Origin of the sequence: Pseudomonas sp. LAMO17WK12:I10 (genome assembly GCF_900215185.1) — a bacterium.
GTDB lineage: Bacteria > Pseudomonadota > Gammaproteobacteria > Pseudomonadales > Pseudomonadaceae > Aquipseudomonas > Aquipseudomonas chlororaphis.
Map to the genome: position 1 here is coordinate 121,019 of NZ_OBDX01000005.1, position 15,543 is coordinate 136,561.

Below are 15,543 nucleotides of genomic sequence, written 5' to 3' on the forward strand. Positions count from 1 at the left end.
GCGAGCTGGAGCCGCTGCCGAAGGCTGCGATCGCGCCCGAAGGGGGCGCAGGATCTCCAGTTCGCTGAAGGCCTTCGGCCTTATCGCAGCCTGCGGCAGCGGCTACACGGGGAGGGGGTCAGACGACTTCCAGGCGAATCTTGTGTTGCTGCAGCAACTGGGTCAGCGCCGGAACCGGCTGCTGGTCGGTGACCAGGCAATCGATCAGGCTGATGGGGCCGAGGCGGATCATGGCATTACGTCCGAACTTGCTGGAGTCGGCGGCCAGGATCACCTGCCGGGCATTGGCGATGATCGCCTGGGATACCCGCACTTCCTGGTAGTCGAAGTCCAGCAGGCTGCCGTCTTCGTCGATACCGCTGATGCCGACCAGAGCGAAATCGACCTTGAACTGGTTGATGAAGTCGACGCTGGCCTGGCCGACCACGCCGCCATCGCGACGCACATTGCCACCGGTCAGCAGCACGTCGAAATCGTCCTTGGCGCTGAGCATGGAAGCCACGTGCAGGTTGTTGGTGATGATCTTCAGGTGGCTGTGATTGAGCAGCGCCCGGGCAATGGATTCGGTGGTGGTACCGATGTTGATGAACAGCGAGGCGTGATCGGGGATCTGCGCGGCGATGGCTTCGCCGATGCGTTGTTTCTCGTCGCGCATCTGATCGGCGCGCATGGCGTAGGCGGTGTTTTCGACACTGGAGTCGTAGGCTGCGCCGCCATGGTAGCGACGCAACAGGTTCACTTCCGCCAACTGGTTGATATCGCGGCGGATGGTTTGCGGTGTAACGACGAACAGCTGGGCCATTTCCTCGATGCTGACATAACCGCGTTCGCGGACCAGCTCGAGGATTTGCTGCTGACGGGGAGGCAGATTCATGGGGCTTCCTTTGGGCTGCCGTGCAAAATTTGCCCATGATGCCGCAGGAATCCGCTCCCGACCAGTTACAACCCGATACGAATCCGCGACCTGGCTTATTCAGCGCCTTCGTGCGGTTCCCAGTCGCGGGTGCGGCTGACGGCTTTTTTCCAGCCGGCGTAGAGTTTTTCCTTCTCGGTTTCGGCCAACTGCGGTTCGAACTCGCGCTCGATCACCGCCTTGCCGCGCAGCTCTTCCAGGCTGCCCCAGAAGCCGCAGGCCAGGCCGGCCAGGTAGGCCGAGCCCAGGGCCGTGGTTTCGCGCATTTGCGGGCGCTCGACCTGGGTGCCGAGGATGTCGGCCTGGAACTGCATGAGGAAGTTGTTGGCGACCGCGCCGCCGTCCACGCGCAGGGCCTTGAGGCGTTCGCCGGAGTCCTGCTGCATGGCGTCGAGGACGTCGCGGGTCTGGTAGGCGATCGATTCCAGCGCGGCGCGGATGATGTGGTCCACGCGCACGCCACGGGTCAGGCCGAACAGCGCGCCACGGGCGTAGGGGTCCCAGTACGGAGCGCCCAGGCCGGTGAAGGCCGGGACCAGGTACACGCCGTTGCTGTCCTTGACCTTGCTGGCGAAGTATTCGGTGTCGTGGGCATCGTTGATGATCTTCAGTTCGTCCCGCAGCCACTGCACGGTGGAACCACCGTTGAACACCGCGCCTTCGAGGGCGTAAGCCACTTCGCCGCGAGGGCCGCAGGCGATGGTGGTGAGCATGCCGTGCTTGGACTTGACCGCCTTGTCGCCGGTGTTCATCAGCAGGAAGCAGCCAGTGCCGTAGGTGTTCTTCGCCTGGCCCGGCTCGACGCACATCTGGCCGAACAGCGCCGCCTGCTGGTCGCCGGCGATACCGCCGATGGCGATGCCGCTTTTGGTGCGGCCGTAGATTTCCGAGGAGGACTTCACTTGCGGCAGCATTTCCCGCGGGATATCCAGCACTTCCAGCATCTTCGCATCCCACCCCAGGGTGTGGATGTTGAAGAGCATGGTGCGCGAGGCGTTGGTGTAGTCGGTGACGTGGGTCTTGCCGCCGGTGAATTTCCAGATCAGCCAGCTGTCGACGGTGCCGAACAGCAGTTCGCCGTTGCGCGCGCGTTCGCGGCTGCCTTCGACGTTGTCGAGGATCCACTTCAGTTTGGTGCCGGAGAAATACGGGTCGGTGACCAGGCCGGTGGTGTCGCGGATGTACTCTTCCAGGCCGTCACGCTTGAGCTGCTGGCAGATCTCGGTGCTGCGGCGGCACTGCCAGACGATGGCGTTGTAGATCGGCCGGCCGGTGGTCTTGTCCCAGACCACGGTGGTTTCGCGCTGGTTGGTGATGCCGATGGCGGCGACCTGGTCATGGTGCAGGCCGGCTTGCGCCAGGGCCTCGACCATCACCGCGCTCTGGGTGGCGAAGATTTCCATCGGGTCATGTTCGACCCAGCCGGCTTGCGGGTAATGCTGGACGAATTCGCGTTGGGCGGTGCACACGACGTTGGCGTCGCGATCGAAAATGATCGCGCGCGAGCTGGTCGTACCCTGATCGAGGGCAATGATGTAGTTCTTATTCTGAATGTCGGTCATGACGATTGCCTTGGACAAAAATAAGGAAGTGGGCAAGAGGCGCAGGTCGGGGTTGGGCAGGACCTTGCGCCGCCGGTTTCAAGAAGTTCTTACTTTGCCGTCAATGGCTTTTTCGGCATCCGTTGGAGCAGGGGCGACGGTTGGCAGATGGCGGGCAATCAGCCCGCGGTAAGCCACGGCGCCGAGGCAGGCACCGATAATCGGCGCGAAAATCGGAACCAGGAAGTACGGAATGTCGCGGCCGCCGGTAAAGGAAACCTCGCCCCAACCCATGAAGAATGTCATCAGTTTAGGGCCAAAATCCCGCGCCGGGTTCATCGCGAAACCAGTCAGCGGCCCCATGGCGCTGCCGATCACGGCGATCAGCAGGCCGATCAGCAGCGGCGCCATCGGGCCGCGCGGCAAGCCGTTGTTGTCGTCGGTCAGGGACATGATCACGCCCATCAGGATTGCGGTAATCACCACTTCGACCAGGAACGCCTGGGCGGTGGACAGCGCCGGGTTGGGATAGGTGGAGAATACCGACGCCAGTTCAAGGCTGGCCTGGGAGCCGCGGACCATCTGGTGGGCTTGTTCGTAATCGAAGAACAGGTTGCTGTACAGCGTGTAGACCAGCAGCGCCGCGCAGAAGGCGCCGGCGATCTGGGAGACGATGTAGAACGGCAGTTTGCGTTTCTCGAAGTCGGTAAAGATGCACAGCGCGATGCTGACCGCGGGGTTGAGGTGCGCGCCGGAAACGCCGGCGGTGAGGTAGATCGCCATGCTCACGCCGATCCCCCAGATGACGCTGATTTCCCACAGGCCGAAGCTGGCGCCCGCGACCTTGAGCGCGGCGACGCAACCGGTACCGAAGAAGATCAACAAGGCTGTACCCAGGAACTCGGCCATGCACTGGCCGGAAAGCGACGGTTGTTGTAACGCAGTTGTCATGGAAAACCTCGGTTTTTGTTGTTGTCTGGCACTGGCGTGAAGGGCGCCGAGCGCGATTTTCACCGTCGGCAGGATCCCCATCCTGGACGCGGCTTACTGCTGGGTACGGCTATTGGATCTACCACATGATATTCGCAAACGAAAAAATATAGACAAGAAACATTACTGTCAAAGGTCGAAAGTGAACCATTGGTCATTTTATAACTATCAGTTGTGTGAATGATCTTGCGGGAAGCGCATGGGTTTTGGGCAAAAGGCGCGGCCAGCCTGGTGCCGGCGGCTGCCGAGGCTGAGGTATGGACCTTGGAATAGAGCCTTTTGTTGGCGGATATCCTAGAATCGCCGGTGTTCTTTTCCCTGCCTATGGAGTTGCCATGACCCCTGCACTGGATCTGCTGAAAAAAGTTCGCGCCGAACATCGGGTGCACAGTTATGAACATGACCCGAAGGCGGCCTCCTATGGTCTGGAGGCAGCGGAAAAGCTTGGTCTCGACCCGGCGCAGGTGTTCAAGACACTGTTGGCCAGCAGTGAAAAGGGCGAATTACTGGTGGCCGTGGTGCCGGTCGTCGGAAGTCTCGACCTCAAGGCCCTGGCGCACGCGGCGAGGGTGAAAAAAGCCGAGATGGCCGACCCGGCCGCCGCGCAGCGAGCGACCGGTTACCTGCTGGGCGGGATCAGCCCCCTGGGCCAGAAAAAGCGCCTGCGCACCTTTATCGATAACAGTGCGCAACCCTTTGCCAGCATCTTCGTCAGTGCCGGTCGGCGTGGGCTTGAGGTCGAACTCTCGGCTGCGGTGCTGGCCGAGCACACTCAGGCGACCTTCGCCGATATCGGGCGCGACTGACCGTCAGTGCGCCGATAAGTATCGGCGCTGTATGGCAAAAAATAACCTTCTCTGTGGCTGTCGGCGTCAGGACGGGCAGCCCCATGCTTGCGCGGCATGTTCAAGGAGAAATGTTATGCAGCTTGAGTTTCATCAGGTCGACGCGTTCAGCGATCGTCCATTTAGCGGCAACCCGGCGATGGTCTATCGACTGCCGGCCTGGCCGGCCGATGAGTTGATGCAGAACATCGCCGCCGAGCACAACCTGGCGGAGACCGCTTTTGTCGTGCGCGAGCCTCAAGGCTGGCGTATCCGCTGGTTTACCCCGACCACCGAAATCGCCTTATGCGGCCATGCCACCCTTGCCAGCGCCCATGTACTGTTCGAGGTGTATGGCGAACAGGGGCCGCGTATCGACTTCATCTGCCAGTCAGGCTCCTTGAGCGTCAGTCGCGAAGGCGCGCAGCTTTGGCTGGACTTCCCGGTTCGTGCGCCGCGCGCGATCGATGGCCGTGAACAGCTGGAGCGCGTTTTGGGCACGAGGGTCGTGGCGTTACTGGGGGCCAACGAGTTGTTCGCGGTGCTGGAGTCCGAGCAGGCGGTGCTCGACTGTCAGCCGGACATGGCGGCGCTGGCCAAGCTGCCCTGGCCTGGCGCGATCGTGACCGCGCAGGGCAGCCAGCATGATTTTGTCTCGCGCTATTTCGCGCCGGCCATTGGCATCAACGAAGACCCGGTCACCGGCTCGACCCACTGCGCCCTGATTCCGTATTGGGCCGAACGCTTGGACAAGGCGAGCCTGACGGCTTATCAATGCTCGAAGCGCGGAGGGGCGTTGTTCTGTCGACTGGAGGGGGAGCGGGTGAAGATTGGCGGCCAGGCGACGTTGGTGGCCAGCGGCAAGTTGTTCCTGGATTGAAACCGCAGGCGCCGGTTGAGCGGCGCCTGCGCTTTCCGCTGGATCAGTGGGCGCTGCTGTAGCGGCGAACGCCCGATTCAGCCTGTGGCAGCTGCGCCGCGGTGCTGCCAGAGGCCTGGAACAGCACCAGGTGTTCGGCGGCGACGCGGATTCCGACGTCAGCGCCTATCAGATGATCGGCATGGCTTGGGAAGATCGACTCGAGCTGGCTGCCGGTCGGCAGCTGCAGGCGGTACAGGGTCGACGCGCCCTGGAAACTCTTGCCGACGATCCGCGCCTTGAGGGCGCTGTCCGGTGCATAAACGATGTCGTCCGGGCGTAGCAGCACATCCACCGCGCCGCCGGGGGGCCAGGTGTAGGCACGGTTGCCGCGCAGTACGCCGAGTTCGGTCTGCACTGATTCCGGGCTGTCCAGCTGGCCACGGATGAAATAGCCCTGGCCGATAAAGCTCGCCACGAACGGTGTCAGCGGTTCGTGATAGAGGTTGTATGGCGTGTCCCATTGCTCCAGGCGGCCTTCCTTGAACACCCCGACATGATCGCTGACGGCGAAGGCTTCTTCCTGGTCGTGGGTCACCAGTATCGCACTGGTGCCCCGAGCCTTGAGGATGTCGCGCACTTCGTGGCTGAGCTTGCGCCGCAGTTCGCCATCGAGGTTGGAAAAGGGTTCGTCGAGCAGCAGCAACTGCGGCTCCGGCGCGAGGGCCCGGGCCAGTGCGACGCGCTGTTGCTGGCCGCCGGACAGCTCGTGAGGGAAGCGCTTGCCGAGGTTCTTCAGGTTGACCAGTTCCAGCAGCTCCTCGACCACCCGGTTCTTCTGCGGGTGCTTGCGGATGCCGAAGGCAATGTTGTCCGCCACGCTCAGGTGCGGGAACAGGGCGTAGTCCTGGAACACCATGCCGATCCGCCGACGTTCCGGCGCCAGGGTGAAGCCGGCGCGGGAGATGGTTTCGCCGGCCAGCTGGATTTCACCTTCGTGCACCGGCTCGAAACCGGCAATCGCGCGCAGGGTGGTGGTCTTGCCGCAGCCGGAGGAACCGAGCAGGCAACCGATATCGCCGGCGTTGAGGTGCAGGTTGAGGTTCTGCACGACCCGTTGGTCCTGGTAGCCGCAGGCGAGATTGCGCAGGTTAAGCAGTAATGGCTGGCTCATGCGTGGTGGTACGCCGGCTCGACCAGAAACTCGAGCAGGGCCTTTTGTGCGTGGAGACGGTTTTCTGCCTGGTCCCACGCTACGGAGCGTGGATCGTCCAGCAGGTCGAGGCTGATTTCTTCGCCGCGGTGGGCGGGCAGGCAGTGCATGAACAGCACGTCTTCGGCGGCCAGGTCGAGCAACGCGCGATTGACCTGGAACGGCGCGAACAGCTTGAGGCGCAGGGCGGTTTCTTCTTCCTGGCCCATGGAGGTCCAGACGTCGGTGCTCACCAGGTGGGCGCCGATCACCGCGTCTTGCGGATCGCGCACGATGCTCACCCGGTCGCCGGCGCGGGCGACGAATTCAGGGTTGGGGTCGTAGCCTTCGGGGCAGGCGATGCGCAGTTGGAAGTCGAACTGGATCGCCGCTTCTATATAGCTGTTGCACATGTTGTTGCCGTCGCCGATCCAGGCCACGGTCTTGCCCTGGATCGAGCCGCGGTGTTCGAGGAAGGTTTGCATGTCGGCCAGCAACTGGCACGGGTGCAGGTCGTCGGACAGGCCGTTGATCACCGGTACGCGGGAGTTGGCCGCGAACTCGGTCAGGGTGCTGTGGGCAAAGGTACGGATCATCACCGCGTCGAGCATGCGCGACATGACGATGGCGCAGTCGCTGATCGGCTCGCCGCGACCCAGTTGGGTGTCGCGCGGGGACAGGAAGATTGCCTGGCCGCCGAGCTGGATCATGCCGGCTTCGAAGGACAGGCGGGTGCGGGTAGACGACTTCTCGAAAATCATCCCGAGAACGCGGTTTTTCAGGGGCTCGAAGAGTACGCCGCGGTTACGCAGGTCCTTCAGCTCGATGCCTCGACGAATCACGCTGACCAGCTCTTCGGGCGTGCAATCCATCAGGGAGAGAAAGTGCCTTGCGCTCATCATTAACTACCTTTTTGCAACAGACCGCAGATACTCAAAGCCTTGTTTTATCGAGAAACGGGCGAGACCTGCGGCGAAAGCCGCACGGGGCGACGAAATAGGGGAAGGCGCGATCTTATAATTAAATGTCGCGTCTTACCAATAGCAGGCTTGGTTTCTAAGGCTTTCACCACTTGCAGCGAGTGGCCTGGGCCAAAAAAGTGGGCCATTCGTGACGTTTTACAGCATGTTCAGATGGGCCCAGTTGGATGTGGAGTCAATCCACTTTGCATAGGTCCGCAGCAGCATTTGTACACTGCGCCTCGGCCGCTTTGCAACGCGCCTCGTGGCGCATGCCGCTATCAGGCATATGGCTGGCGCGGGCTGGGTTTTTCTCTGCCGGGCTCTTGGGCACTTCGAGCAGGGCGGGAAATTGGAAGGCTCGCGGCAGGGGATGTCGGCAGAAATATTTCCTCAGGCAAAGGGCCGGGGTTATAAATGCGCACCGGCAACAGGGAAGTGCTTGGAATGGATTCGAAAGAACAGCAACTGAAGACACTGTTGGGGTTGACGACGCGAACCCTGACCGACCTGACGGCATCGATCACCTCGATGTCCTTCGAGTTACTACGCAGCGAGGACAGCACCACGCGCAACGCTGCGCGACAGATGATCGAGCGCATGCTGACCATCAGCAGCCATCTCGATGAGCATTGGCGGCTGCTTGCCGAATTCAGCGGGGTGCAGGGCGGCGAGGCGCCGATGGACGGCATGACGCCGATCGCCCGGCAGGACGATCCACCGAGGCTGCCCTCCAACTGAGTCATCGGCTGGCTTGATGCTTGCCGATTCACAAGACGAACGTCTCTGGTGCTGATGCCGGTCTGGCACCATAGTTTTGTTCCCGCGGCCTGAGGCTGGCCGCCCCGAATAAAATAGAGACTGGCCATGACCAAGACTCTCCATCACCGTGCCTGCCACCTGTGTGAAGCCATCTGCGGCTTGACCATCGAAACCACCGAAGTCGACGGCGCCGGCCCGCAGATCACCTCGATCAAGGGCGATGCCCAGGACAGTTTCAGCCGCGGCCATATCTGCCCCAAGGCGGTGGCGCTGCAGGACATCCAGAACGATCCGGATCGGCTGCGCCAGCCCATGCGCAGGGTCGGCGGCGATTGGCAGGCGATCGAGTGGGGCGAGGCCTTCAAGCTGGTGGCCGAGCGCCTGGCGGCGATCCAGGAACGGCACGGCAACCATGCGGTGGCGGTCTATCAGGGCAATCCCAGCGTGCACAACTATGGGTTGATGACCCACAGCAACTATTTCCTCGGCCTGCTGAAAACCCAGAACCGCTTTTCCGCCACCTCGGTGGATCAGTTGCCGCAGCACCTGAGCAGCTACCTGATGTATGGCCATGGGTTGCTGCTGCCGATCCCGGATATCGATAACACCGATTTCATGCTGATCCTGGGCGGCAACCCGCTGGCGTCCAACGGCAGCATCATGACCGTGCCGGACGTGGAGAAGCGCCTGAAGGCGATCCAGGCGCGAGGCGGCAAAGTAGTAGTGGTCGACCCACGGCGCAGCGAGACGGCGGTCATGGCCGACCAGCATGTGTTTGTCCGTCCCGGCGGGGATGTGGCGCTGCTGTTCGGCATGCTGCATACGATTTTCGCGCAGGGGCTGACGCGTGACAGCCATCTGCCGGTGGACGGCCTGGCCGAGGTGCGTGAGGCCATTTCCTATTTCAGTGCCGAAGCCATGAGTCCTTTGTGTTCGGTGCCGGCGCAGCAGATCCGCCAGTTGGCGCGCGACTTCGCCGCGGCGGACAGGGCGGTGTGTTATGGCCGGATGGGCGTGTCCACCCAGTCGTTCGGTACCCTCTGCCATTGGCTGGTGCAGCTGCTCAACCTGGTGACCGGCAACCTGGACCGGGTCGGCGGCGCCCTGTGCACCGAGCCGGCGGTGGATCTGGTGGCGGCGACTTCGGGCGGGCACTTCAATGCCTGGCAAAGCCGAGTTTCCGGACGCCCTGAATATGGCGGCGAACTGCCGGTCTCGGCCCTGGCCGAAGAAATGCTGACCGCAGGCGAAGGGCAGGTACGGGCGCTGATCACGGTGGCCGGCAATCCGGTGCTCTCCACCCCCAACGGACGGCAGCTGGAGCAGGCTCTGGATGGCCTGGAGTTCATGCTCAGTATCGACCTGTACATCAACGAAACCACTCGTTATGCGGACCTGATCCTGCCATCGACCTCGGCCCTGGAGAACGATCACTACGACACCACGTTCAATATGTTCGCGGTGCGCAATGTCAGCCGCTTCAACCGGGCGATCCTGCCCAAGCCGGAAGGCGCGCTGCATGACTGGGAAATCTTCGTCGGCCTGGCCAGGGCCTTCGCCGCGCGGACCGGCAAGGAGCTCAAGCCGACCGTGCCGCCGGCGCAGATGATCGACAGGGGGCTGCGCGCAGGGCGGTATGGCGAGGCGTCCGGATTCAATCTGTCGGTGGCGACGCTGGCCGACCACCCCCACGGGATTGACCTGGGGCCGCTCAAGCCCAACCTGGCAGCGCGCCTGAAAACCGAGAACCGCCGGGTACAGGCTGCTCCCGCGGCGATCATGGCCGACCTCGAGCGCTTTGCCGCGTTGCAGGCTCCAGCGGCCGATGAGCTGGTGATGATCGGCCGGCGCCATGTGCGCAGCAATAATTCGTGGATGCACAACTACCATCGATTGGTGAAGGGCAAGCCACGGCATCAGTTGCTGATGAATCCCGATGATCTGGCCCGGCGAGGGCTGACTGACGGACAGCGTGTGCGGGTCAGTTCGCGGGTCGGGGCGATCGAGGTGGAAGTCCTTGCCAGCAGCGAGATGATGCCCGGGGTGGTCAGCCTGCCCCATGGCTGGGGGCATGGTCGGCCGGGGGTGCAGATGAGCATCGCCATGGTCCAACCCGGGTCGAGTGCCAATGACCTGACCGACGAGCGTCAGCTGGACGAGCTATCGGGCAATGCGGCGCTCAATGGCGTGCCGGTGACGGTGGAGGCGGCCTGAGGAGTCTGTCGGAGAGGCCGAGCATGGCGCTCGGCTTTCCGTTACAATGCGCCACCGTGTCGACAACAGAGTCGGAAAGTTCAGCCGAGGTGCTCCATGGATATCATCGAAACTATTAAAGAGCAGATTGCCAACAACACCATTCTGCTTTACATGAAAGGCTCGCCGAATGCCCCGCAGTGTGGCTTCTCCGCGAAAGCCGCTCAGGCCGTGATGGGGTGTGGTGAGAAGTTCGCTTACGTGGACATCCTGCAGAACCCGGAAATCCGCGCCAACCTGCCTAAATACGCCAACTGGCCTACTTTCCCGCAACTGTGGGTAGCCGGCGAACTGGTCGGCGGCAGCGACATTATGGCTGAGATGTTTGCCAATGGTGAGTTGCAGACCCTGATCAAGGCCGCCGCTGAAAAAGCCGCTGCCAAGACCGAAGCCTGATTCGCCCTCGGCAGGAGCGACAAGTTCGCTCCTGCCGGGTTGTGTGGATTTATCCACGCAATAAAAAGCCCCGCCCTCGTGAAGAGAGGCGGGGCTTTTTTATGGGCTGAACCTTGAGGGGAGTTACTCGTCGCCCATCTGCGATTGCAGGTAGTTCTCCAGGCCGACTTTATCGATCAGGCCCAGTTGGGTTTCCAGCCAGTCGATATGTTCTTCTTCCGATTCCAGGATGTCTTCCAGCAGCTCGCGGCTACCGAAGTCGCCAACCGATTCGCAATGGGCGATGGCGGCTTTCAGGTCGGCATGGCCGGTACGCTCGATGCGCAGGTCGCACTCGAGCATTTCCTTGGTGTGTTCGCCGATGTGCAGCTTGCCCAGGTCCTGGACGTTCGGCAGGCCTTCGAGGAAGAGGATGCGCTTGATCAGCTTGTCCGCATGCTTCATCTCGTCGATGGACTCGTGGTATTCGTGCTTGCCCAGCTTGTTCAGGCCCCAGTCTTCATACATGCGTGCGTGCAGGAAGTACTGATTGATCGCGACCAGTTCATTGGCAAGGATCTTGTTGAGATGCTGGATGACTGTGACGTCGCCTTTCATGATGGGGTCCTGCCCTGTAATTAGCGGTATATAAGGCAGAGTCTGAGCCGCACGATGATTAGTGTCAAACCTAAGTTATTGAATAATATATGAAAATTAATCGGAATAAGAATGTTTGTGTTCCGCGTTTTGACGCTAAACGATTGAATTACAGGCATAAAAAAGCCGGACATGAAGTCCGGCTCTTTTAAATGGCGTTAATTACGCAACATTAAATTCTACTGGGTAAGGAATCGCTGACTGGCTGCTTTGCAGTTCGGTCAGGGTTTCACGTACCACCTGTTTGGCGAGGCAGGCACATTTGCCACATTGACTGGCCACGCCGGTCGCTTGGCGTACTTCACGATAGCTGCAGCAACCGTCGTAGATTGCATCGCGGATTTGTCCGTCGGTGACGCCAGTGCAGAGGCAGACATACATAAGGTGAGAACCGTCGCTGGTTATGGCTCAATGCGACGGATCTTAATGTTAACGAGAATGATTGTCAAAGTGGTTTCCTGGGGCTTTTTGCCAGATGCGTATCTGGCAGACGAACGGTTTTTTCTAGCACGGGTGACGAGCTGTCCAGCAGGGCGGCTTTTTTGCGGCCTGAACCCAGGGGATGGAAAAACCACTAAGGACAGCTCAAAAACGCGGTGTATGATGTGCGGTCCTTACGAAGCGGGATCGAGTCACAGGGCTGTCGCTTGGCGGCGGCAAACTGGGCTGGATCTCATTCTTCATTCGATCACACCAGGAGATATCCAATGAGCGTACTCGTAGGCAAACAAGCCCCTGACTTCACCGTTCCCGCCGTTCTCGGCAATGGCGAAATCGTCGACAGCTTCACCCTGTCCTCGGCCATCAAAGGCAAATACGGCCTGGTGTTCTTCTACCCGCTGGACTTCACCTTCGTCTGCCCGTCCGAGCTGATCGCCCTGGACCACCGCATGGCTGACTTCAAGGCACGCAACGTTGAAGTGATCGCTGTTTCGATCGACTCGCACTTCACCCACAACGCCTGGCGCAACACCCCGATCAATGCCGGTGGCATCGGTCAGGTCCAGTACATCATGGCTGCCGACATGAAGCACGACATCGCCAAGGCCTACGACGTTGAGTCCGAAGGCGGCGTAGCTTTCCGTGGCGCGTTCCTGATCGACGACAAAGGTGTCGTTCGTTCGCAGATCGTCAACGACCTGCCGCTGGGCCGTAACATGGAAGAGCTGATCCGTCTGGTCGACGCTCTGCAGTTCCACGAAGAGCACGGCGAAGTTTGCCCGGCCAACTGGAAGAAAGGCGACAAGGGTATGACTGCTTCGCCAGAAGGCGTTGCTGCTTACCTGAGCGAGAACGCCGGCAAGCTGTAAGCCGCGCTTCACGCATAAAAAAACCGGCCCCAGGGCCGGTTTTTTTATGCGCGGTCGTTCAGCGACGGTATCAGTCGTTGAAGTCTTGCCAGCCGCCCATTTCCTTCCAGCGATTGACGATGCCGCAGAACAGGTCGGCAGTCTTCTCGGTGTCGTAGCGGGCGGAGTGCGCCTCACGGCCATCGAAGTCGATATCGGCAGCCTGGCACGCCTTGGCCAGCACGGTTTGGCCATAAGCCAGGCCGGCAAGCGTCGCGGTGTCGAAGCTGGAGAACGGATGAAACGGGTTGCGCTTCATGTCCAGGCGCGCGACAGCCGCGTTGAGGAAGCCCAGGTCGAAGCTGCTGTTGTGCCCGACCAGGATCGCGCGCTTGCAGCCGTTGGCCTTCAGCGCCTTGCGCACGCTACGGAAGATATCGTTCAGCGCGGTTTCTTCACTGACGGCCATGCGCAGCGGATGGTCGAGCTTGATCCCGGTGAACTCCAGCGCCGCGGCCTCGATGTTGGCGCCTTCGAAAGGCTCTACCCGGAAAAACAGGGTGTGCTCGGGGAACACGAAGCCCTTTTCGTCCATGCCGATGATGGTCGCGGCAATTTCCAGCAAGGCGTCGGTGGCCGAGTTGAAACCACCGGTTTCAACGTCGACGACTACCGGCAGGTAACCACGAAAGCGTGCCGCCATTGGATGACGCGAGCCACCACCGTTGTGACCGTCCTGCTCGTCGTCGAAATGGTCTTCACTCACGCGTGTTCCTCCAGCAGGCGCCAGCGCAGTTTTTCACCGGCGCGCAGCGGGATGACAGTCAGCTCGCCGAAAGGCAGGCTGGCAGGGGCGGTCCATTCTTCACGAACCAGGGTGATGCGATCGGTGTTGGCTGGCAGGCCGTAGAAGCGCGGGCCGTTGAGGCTGGCGAAGGCTTCCAGCTTGTCCAGCGCGTTGCGCTGTTCGAAGGCTTCGGCGTACAACTCGATCGCGGCATAGGCGGTGTAGCAGCCGGCACAGCCGCAGGCCGCTTCTTTGGCATGCTGGGCGTGGGGCGCGGAGTCGGTGCCGAGAAAGAACTTCTGGCTGCCGCTGGCGGCGGCGTCGAGCAGCGCTTCCTGGTGCACGTTGCGCTTGAGAATCGGCAGGCAATAGAAGTGCGGGCGAATGCCGCCAACCAGCATGTGGTTGCGGTTGTACAGCAGGTGATGGGCGGTGATGGTTGCTCCAACGTTGGCCGAGGCCTCGTTGACGAACTGCACGGCGTCACGGGTGGTGATGTGTTCGAACACCACCTTGAGCGTCGGGAAGCGCTCGACGACACGGCGCATGTGCTCGTCGATGAACAGCTTCTCGCGGTCGAACACGTCGACTTCACCGCGGGTGACTTCACCGTGGATCAGCAGCGGCAGGCCGACTTCGGCCATGGCCTCCAGCGCCGGGAAGATCTTGTCGATGCTGGTGACGCCCGAGTCCGAGTTGGTGGTCGCACCGGCCGGGTAGAGCTTGGCGGCATGGACGAAACCACTGGCCTTGGCCGCGCGAATTTCTTCGGGCTGGGTGCGATCGGTAAGGTAGAGCACCATCAGCGGCTCGAAGCGGCTGCCGGCCGGCCGCGCAGCGAGAATGCGCTGGCGATAGGCATCGGCTTCAGCGGCGTTGCGCACTGGAGGTACCAGGTTAGGCATGATGATGGCGCGACCAAAGGTGCGCGCGACATCCGCGACAGTATTGGTCAACACGGCACCATCGCGAAGATGAATATGCCAGTCGTCGGGACGCAGCAGGGTCAGGCGGTCGGACATTGGGGATTCCAGGCGGGTCAAACTCCAGTGAATGCTACCGGAAAAGACTCTTCCAGGCACTCGCTATCAAGTTTTGCGTGAAGCTTCCGATATCCCGAAGGTATGCCATAAACAGGCATTTCGATTTTCGTGATGTACAAGTCAGTGGAGCCTCCCGTGCGCCAGCGTTATCTAGCCTTGCTCAGTGTGTTCGCCAGTCTTCCCGCGATGGCGCTGACTTTCCAGACCCGTCTGGAGAGCATTGAGTGGACGGTCGAAGGCGATAAATTCGAGTGCCGTCTGAGCCAGCCGATCACTGATTTCGGTTCCGGGGAGTTCGTGCGTCGCGCCGGCGAGCAGGCGACCTTTCGCCTCAAGGCCTACAACCCGATGCTCGCTGGCGGTTCGGCCACGCTGCTCGCGGCGGCCGCGCCGTGGCAGCCGGGTCGGGGCGACATCAACCTGGGTTCGGTACGGCTCGGCAGCGGCGATGTGCTGTTCAACAGTTCGCAACTGCAGGCCGGGCGACTGATCGGTGGATTGATGGATGGGCGCAGCCCGGTGGTTCGCCACTATTCCCGTGAGGGCGGGGTGTCCGAGGTGCGCTTGTTGCCGGTCAAGTTCAGCAAGGCGTATGGCGACTACCAACGCTGTGTCGCCAAGTTGCTGCCGCAGAACTTCGATCAGGTCAGGCAATCCGAGGTCGGCTTCCCCGGGGGCGGTATCGACCTGGACGCCAAAGCCAAGGCCAGGCTGCAGGTGATGCTCGAGTTTCTCAAGGCCGATCCGACGGTCAATCACATCCAGCTCGATGGCCACTCGGACAACAGCGGCAACCGCTTGACCAACCGTGACCTGTCGCGGCGCCGGGCGCTGGCGGTGATGGAGTTCTTCAAGGCCAATGGCATTCCCGAGTCGCAGATCGAGATGCGTTTCCACGGTGAGCGCTACCCGTTGGCGCCCAACACCAACGCGGCGAACCGGGCCAAGAATCGTCGGGTCAACGTACAGCTGCAGCGTGTCCCGGTCGCAGAAAAACCGGCACCCCAGGCCGCTGCCCCCGCCAACGCCGCGGCGACGTCCTGAAACGGCTGTCGTCGCCCGCTCGACATAATCTGTCGCTTCGTCGTCATAAGCTGTC

The 15,543-nt window shown here is 61.4% G+C and carries 16 protein-coding genes; 7 read left to right on the forward strand and 9 right to left on the reverse strand.

Features of this window, described 5'->3' with window-relative positions:
* Positions 1-118 precede the first annotated feature (118 nt).
* From CRO75_RS08200 to CRO75_RS08210, 3 genes are all read right to left on the reverse strand, one after another.
* Positions 119-874, reverse strand: coding sequence for a DeoR/GlpR family transcriptional regulator (locus CRO75_RS08200; RefSeq protein WP_007922413.1), 756 nt, complete (start codon positions 872-874; stop codon positions 119-121).
* Between the two features lie 95 nt (positions 875-969).
* Positions 970-2,475 (reverse strand): glycerol kinase GlpK, encoded by a 1,506-nt coding sequence (gene glpK / locus CRO75_RS08205; RefSeq protein ID WP_097134952.1) that lies wholly within the window; start codon positions 2,473-2,475, stop codon positions 970-972.
* 78 nt (positions 2,476-2,553) lie between these two features.
* Positions 2,554-3,405: an MIP/aquaporin family protein gene (locus tag CRO75_RS08210; RefSeq protein ID WP_009045374.1), complete on the reverse strand. Its 852-nt coding sequence runs from the start codon at positions 3,403-3,405 to the stop codon at positions 2,554-2,556.
* A 374-nt stretch (positions 3,406-3,779) separates the two neighbouring features.
* Here CRO75_RS08210 and ybaK point away from each other — a divergent pair, with 374 nt between their 5' ends.
* Together ybaK and CRO75_RS08220 are read left to right on the forward strand one after the other, a co-directional pair.
* On the forward strand, positions 3,780-4,250 hold the full coding sequence (ybaK, locus tag CRO75_RS08215) for a Cys-tRNA(Pro) deacylase (protein ID WP_097134953.1): 471 nt from the start codon (positions 3,780-3,782) through the stop codon (positions 4,248-4,250).
* A gap of 115 nt (positions 4,251-4,365) precedes the next feature.
* Positions 4,366-5,148 (forward strand): PhzF family phenazine biosynthesis protein, encoded by a 783-nt coding sequence (locus tag CRO75_RS08220; protein WP_097134954.1) that lies wholly within the window; start codon positions 4,366-4,368, stop codon positions 5,146-5,148.
* A 43-nt stretch (positions 5,149-5,191) separates the two neighbouring features.
* Here CRO75_RS08220 and CRO75_RS08225 read toward each other — a convergent pair whose 3' ends face one another.
* The gene (locus tag CRO75_RS08225; protein ID WP_097134955.1) at positions 5,192-6,301 is read right to left on the reverse strand and encodes an ABC transporter ATP-binding protein; all 1,110 of its coding nucleotides are present in this window, start codon (positions 6,299-6,301) and stop codon (positions 5,192-5,194) included.
* Complete coding sequence (gene argF / locus CRO75_RS08230) at positions 6,298-7,218, reverse strand: ornithine carbamoyltransferase (RefSeq protein WP_009045370.1); 921 nt, start codon at positions 7,216-7,218, stop codon at positions 6,298-6,300. Before argF ends, CRO75_RS08225 begins: the two co-directional genes overlap by 4 nt.
* 507 nt (positions 7,219-7,725) lie before the next feature.
* Between argF and CRO75_RS08235 the strand changes: the two genes are divergently transcribed.
* From CRO75_RS08235 to grxD, 3 genes are all read left to right on the forward strand, one after another.
* Positions 7,726-8,019, forward strand: a complete 294-nt coding sequence (locus tag CRO75_RS08235; protein ID WP_097134956.1) for a hypothetical protein — start codon at positions 7,726-7,728, stop codon at positions 8,017-8,019.
* Between the two features lie 126 nt (positions 8,020-8,145).
* On the forward strand, positions 8,146-10,254 hold the full coding sequence (locus tag CRO75_RS08240; RefSeq protein ID WP_097134957.1) for a molybdopterin oxidoreductase family protein: 2,109 nt from the start codon (positions 8,146-8,148) through the stop codon (positions 10,252-10,254).
* A 96-nt stretch (positions 10,255-10,350) separates the two neighbouring features.
* Positions 10,351-10,689 carry a Grx4 family monothiol glutaredoxin gene (grxD, locus tag CRO75_RS08245; RefSeq protein ID WP_007922425.1) on the forward strand — a complete coding sequence of 113 codons (339 nt, stop codon included), beginning with the start codon at positions 10,351-10,353 and terminating at the stop codon, positions 10,687-10,689.
* A gap of 123 nt (positions 10,690-10,812) precedes the next feature.
* Here grxD and bfr read toward each other — a convergent pair whose 3' ends face one another.
* Positions 10,813-11,286, reverse strand: a complete 474-nt coding sequence (bfr, locus tag CRO75_RS08250; RefSeq protein ID WP_007922427.1) for a bacterioferritin — start codon at positions 11,284-11,286, stop codon at positions 10,813-10,815.
* 201 nt (positions 11,287-11,487) lie between these two features.
* Positions 11,488-11,706 (reverse strand): bacterioferritin-associated ferredoxin, encoded by a 219-nt coding sequence (locus CRO75_RS08255; protein ID WP_097134958.1) that lies wholly within the window; start codon positions 11,704-11,706, stop codon positions 11,488-11,490.
* 326 nt (positions 11,707-12,032) lie between these two features.
* Between CRO75_RS08255 and CRO75_RS08260 the strand changes: the two genes are divergently transcribed.
* Positions 12,033-12,635: a peroxiredoxin gene (locus CRO75_RS08260; RefSeq protein ID WP_007922432.1), complete on the forward strand. Its 603-nt coding sequence runs from the start codon at positions 12,033-12,035 to the stop codon at positions 12,633-12,635.
* A gap of 70 nt (positions 12,636-12,705) precedes the next feature.
* Here the strand turns inward: CRO75_RS08260 and rnt are convergent, their stop codons facing one another.
* Positions 12,706-13,380 (reverse strand): ribonuclease T, encoded by a 675-nt coding sequence (gene rnt / locus CRO75_RS08265; RefSeq protein ID WP_007922434.1) that lies wholly within the window; start codon positions 13,378-13,380, stop codon positions 12,706-12,708.
* Positions 13,377-14,423: a dihydroorotase gene (pyrC, locus tag CRO75_RS08270; protein WP_009045366.1), complete on the reverse strand. Its 1,047-nt coding sequence runs from the start codon at positions 14,421-14,423 to the stop codon at positions 13,377-13,379. The genes rnt and pyrC overlap by 4 nt, the downstream gene beginning before the upstream one ends.
* Positions 14,424-14,579: 156 nt before the next feature.
* On the opposite strand from pyrC, the gene CRO75_RS08275 reads away from it, so the two are divergent.
* Positions 14,580-15,488 carry an OmpA family protein gene (locus tag CRO75_RS08275; RefSeq protein WP_009045365.1) on the forward strand — a complete coding sequence of 303 codons (909 nt, stop codon included), beginning with the start codon at positions 14,580-14,582 and terminating at the stop codon, positions 15,486-15,488.
* The last annotated feature ends 55 nt before the right edge of the window (positions 15,489-15,543 follow it).

Bases quoted from the DNA above. Each gene is read 5' to 3' on its own strand.
- CRO75_RS08200 (WP_007922413.1), bottom strand. From the start codon at position 874: ATGAATCTGCCTCCCCGTCAGCAGCAAATCCTCGAGCTGGTCCGCGAA.
- CRO75_RS08260 (WP_007922432.1), top strand. From the start codon at position 12,033: ATGAGCGTACTCGTAGGCAAACAAGCCCCTGACTTCACCGTTCCCGCC.
- CRO75_RS08225 (WP_097134955.1), bottom strand. From the start codon at position 6,301: ATGAGCCAGCCATTACTGCTTAACCTGCGCAATCTCGCCTGCGGCTAC.
- bfr (WP_007922427.1), bottom strand. From the start codon at position 11,286: ATGAAAGGCGACGTCACAGTCATCCAGCATCTCAACAAGATCCTTGCC.
- CRO75_RS08255 (WP_097134958.1), bottom strand. From the start codon at position 11,706: ATGTATGTCTGCCTCTGCACTGGCGTCACCGACGGACAAATCCGCGAT.
- argF (WP_009045370.1), bottom strand. From the start codon at position 7,218: ATGAGCGCAAGGCACTTTCTCTCCCTGATGGATTGCACGCCCGAAGAG.
- pyrC (WP_009045366.1), bottom strand. From the start codon at position 14,423: ATGTCCGACCGCCTGACCCTGCTGCGTCCCGACGACTGGCATATTCAT.
- CRO75_RS08210 (WP_009045374.1), bottom strand. From the start codon at position 3,405: ATGACAACTGCGTTACAACAACCGTCGCTTTCCGGCCAGTGCATGGCC.
- CRO75_RS08235 (WP_097134956.1), top strand. From the start codon at position 7,726: ATGGATTCGAAAGAACAGCAACTGAAGACACTGTTGGGGTTGACGACG.
- CRO75_RS08240 (WP_097134957.1), top strand. From the start codon at position 8,146: ATGACCAAGACTCTCCATCACCGTGCCTGCCACCTGTGTGAAGCCATC.
- glpK (WP_097134952.1), bottom strand. From the start codon at position 2,475: ATGACCGACATTCAGAATAAGAACTACATCATTGCCCTCGATCAGGGT.
- ybaK (WP_097134953.1), top strand. From the start codon at position 3,780: ATGACCCCTGCACTGGATCTGCTGAAAAAAGTTCGCGCCGAACATCGG.
- CRO75_RS08220 (WP_097134954.1), top strand. From the start codon at position 4,366: ATGCAGCTTGAGTTTCATCAGGTCGACGCGTTCAGCGATCGTCCATTT.
- grxD (WP_007922425.1), top strand. From the start codon at position 10,351: ATGGATATCATCGAAACTATTAAAGAGCAGATTGCCAACAACACCATT.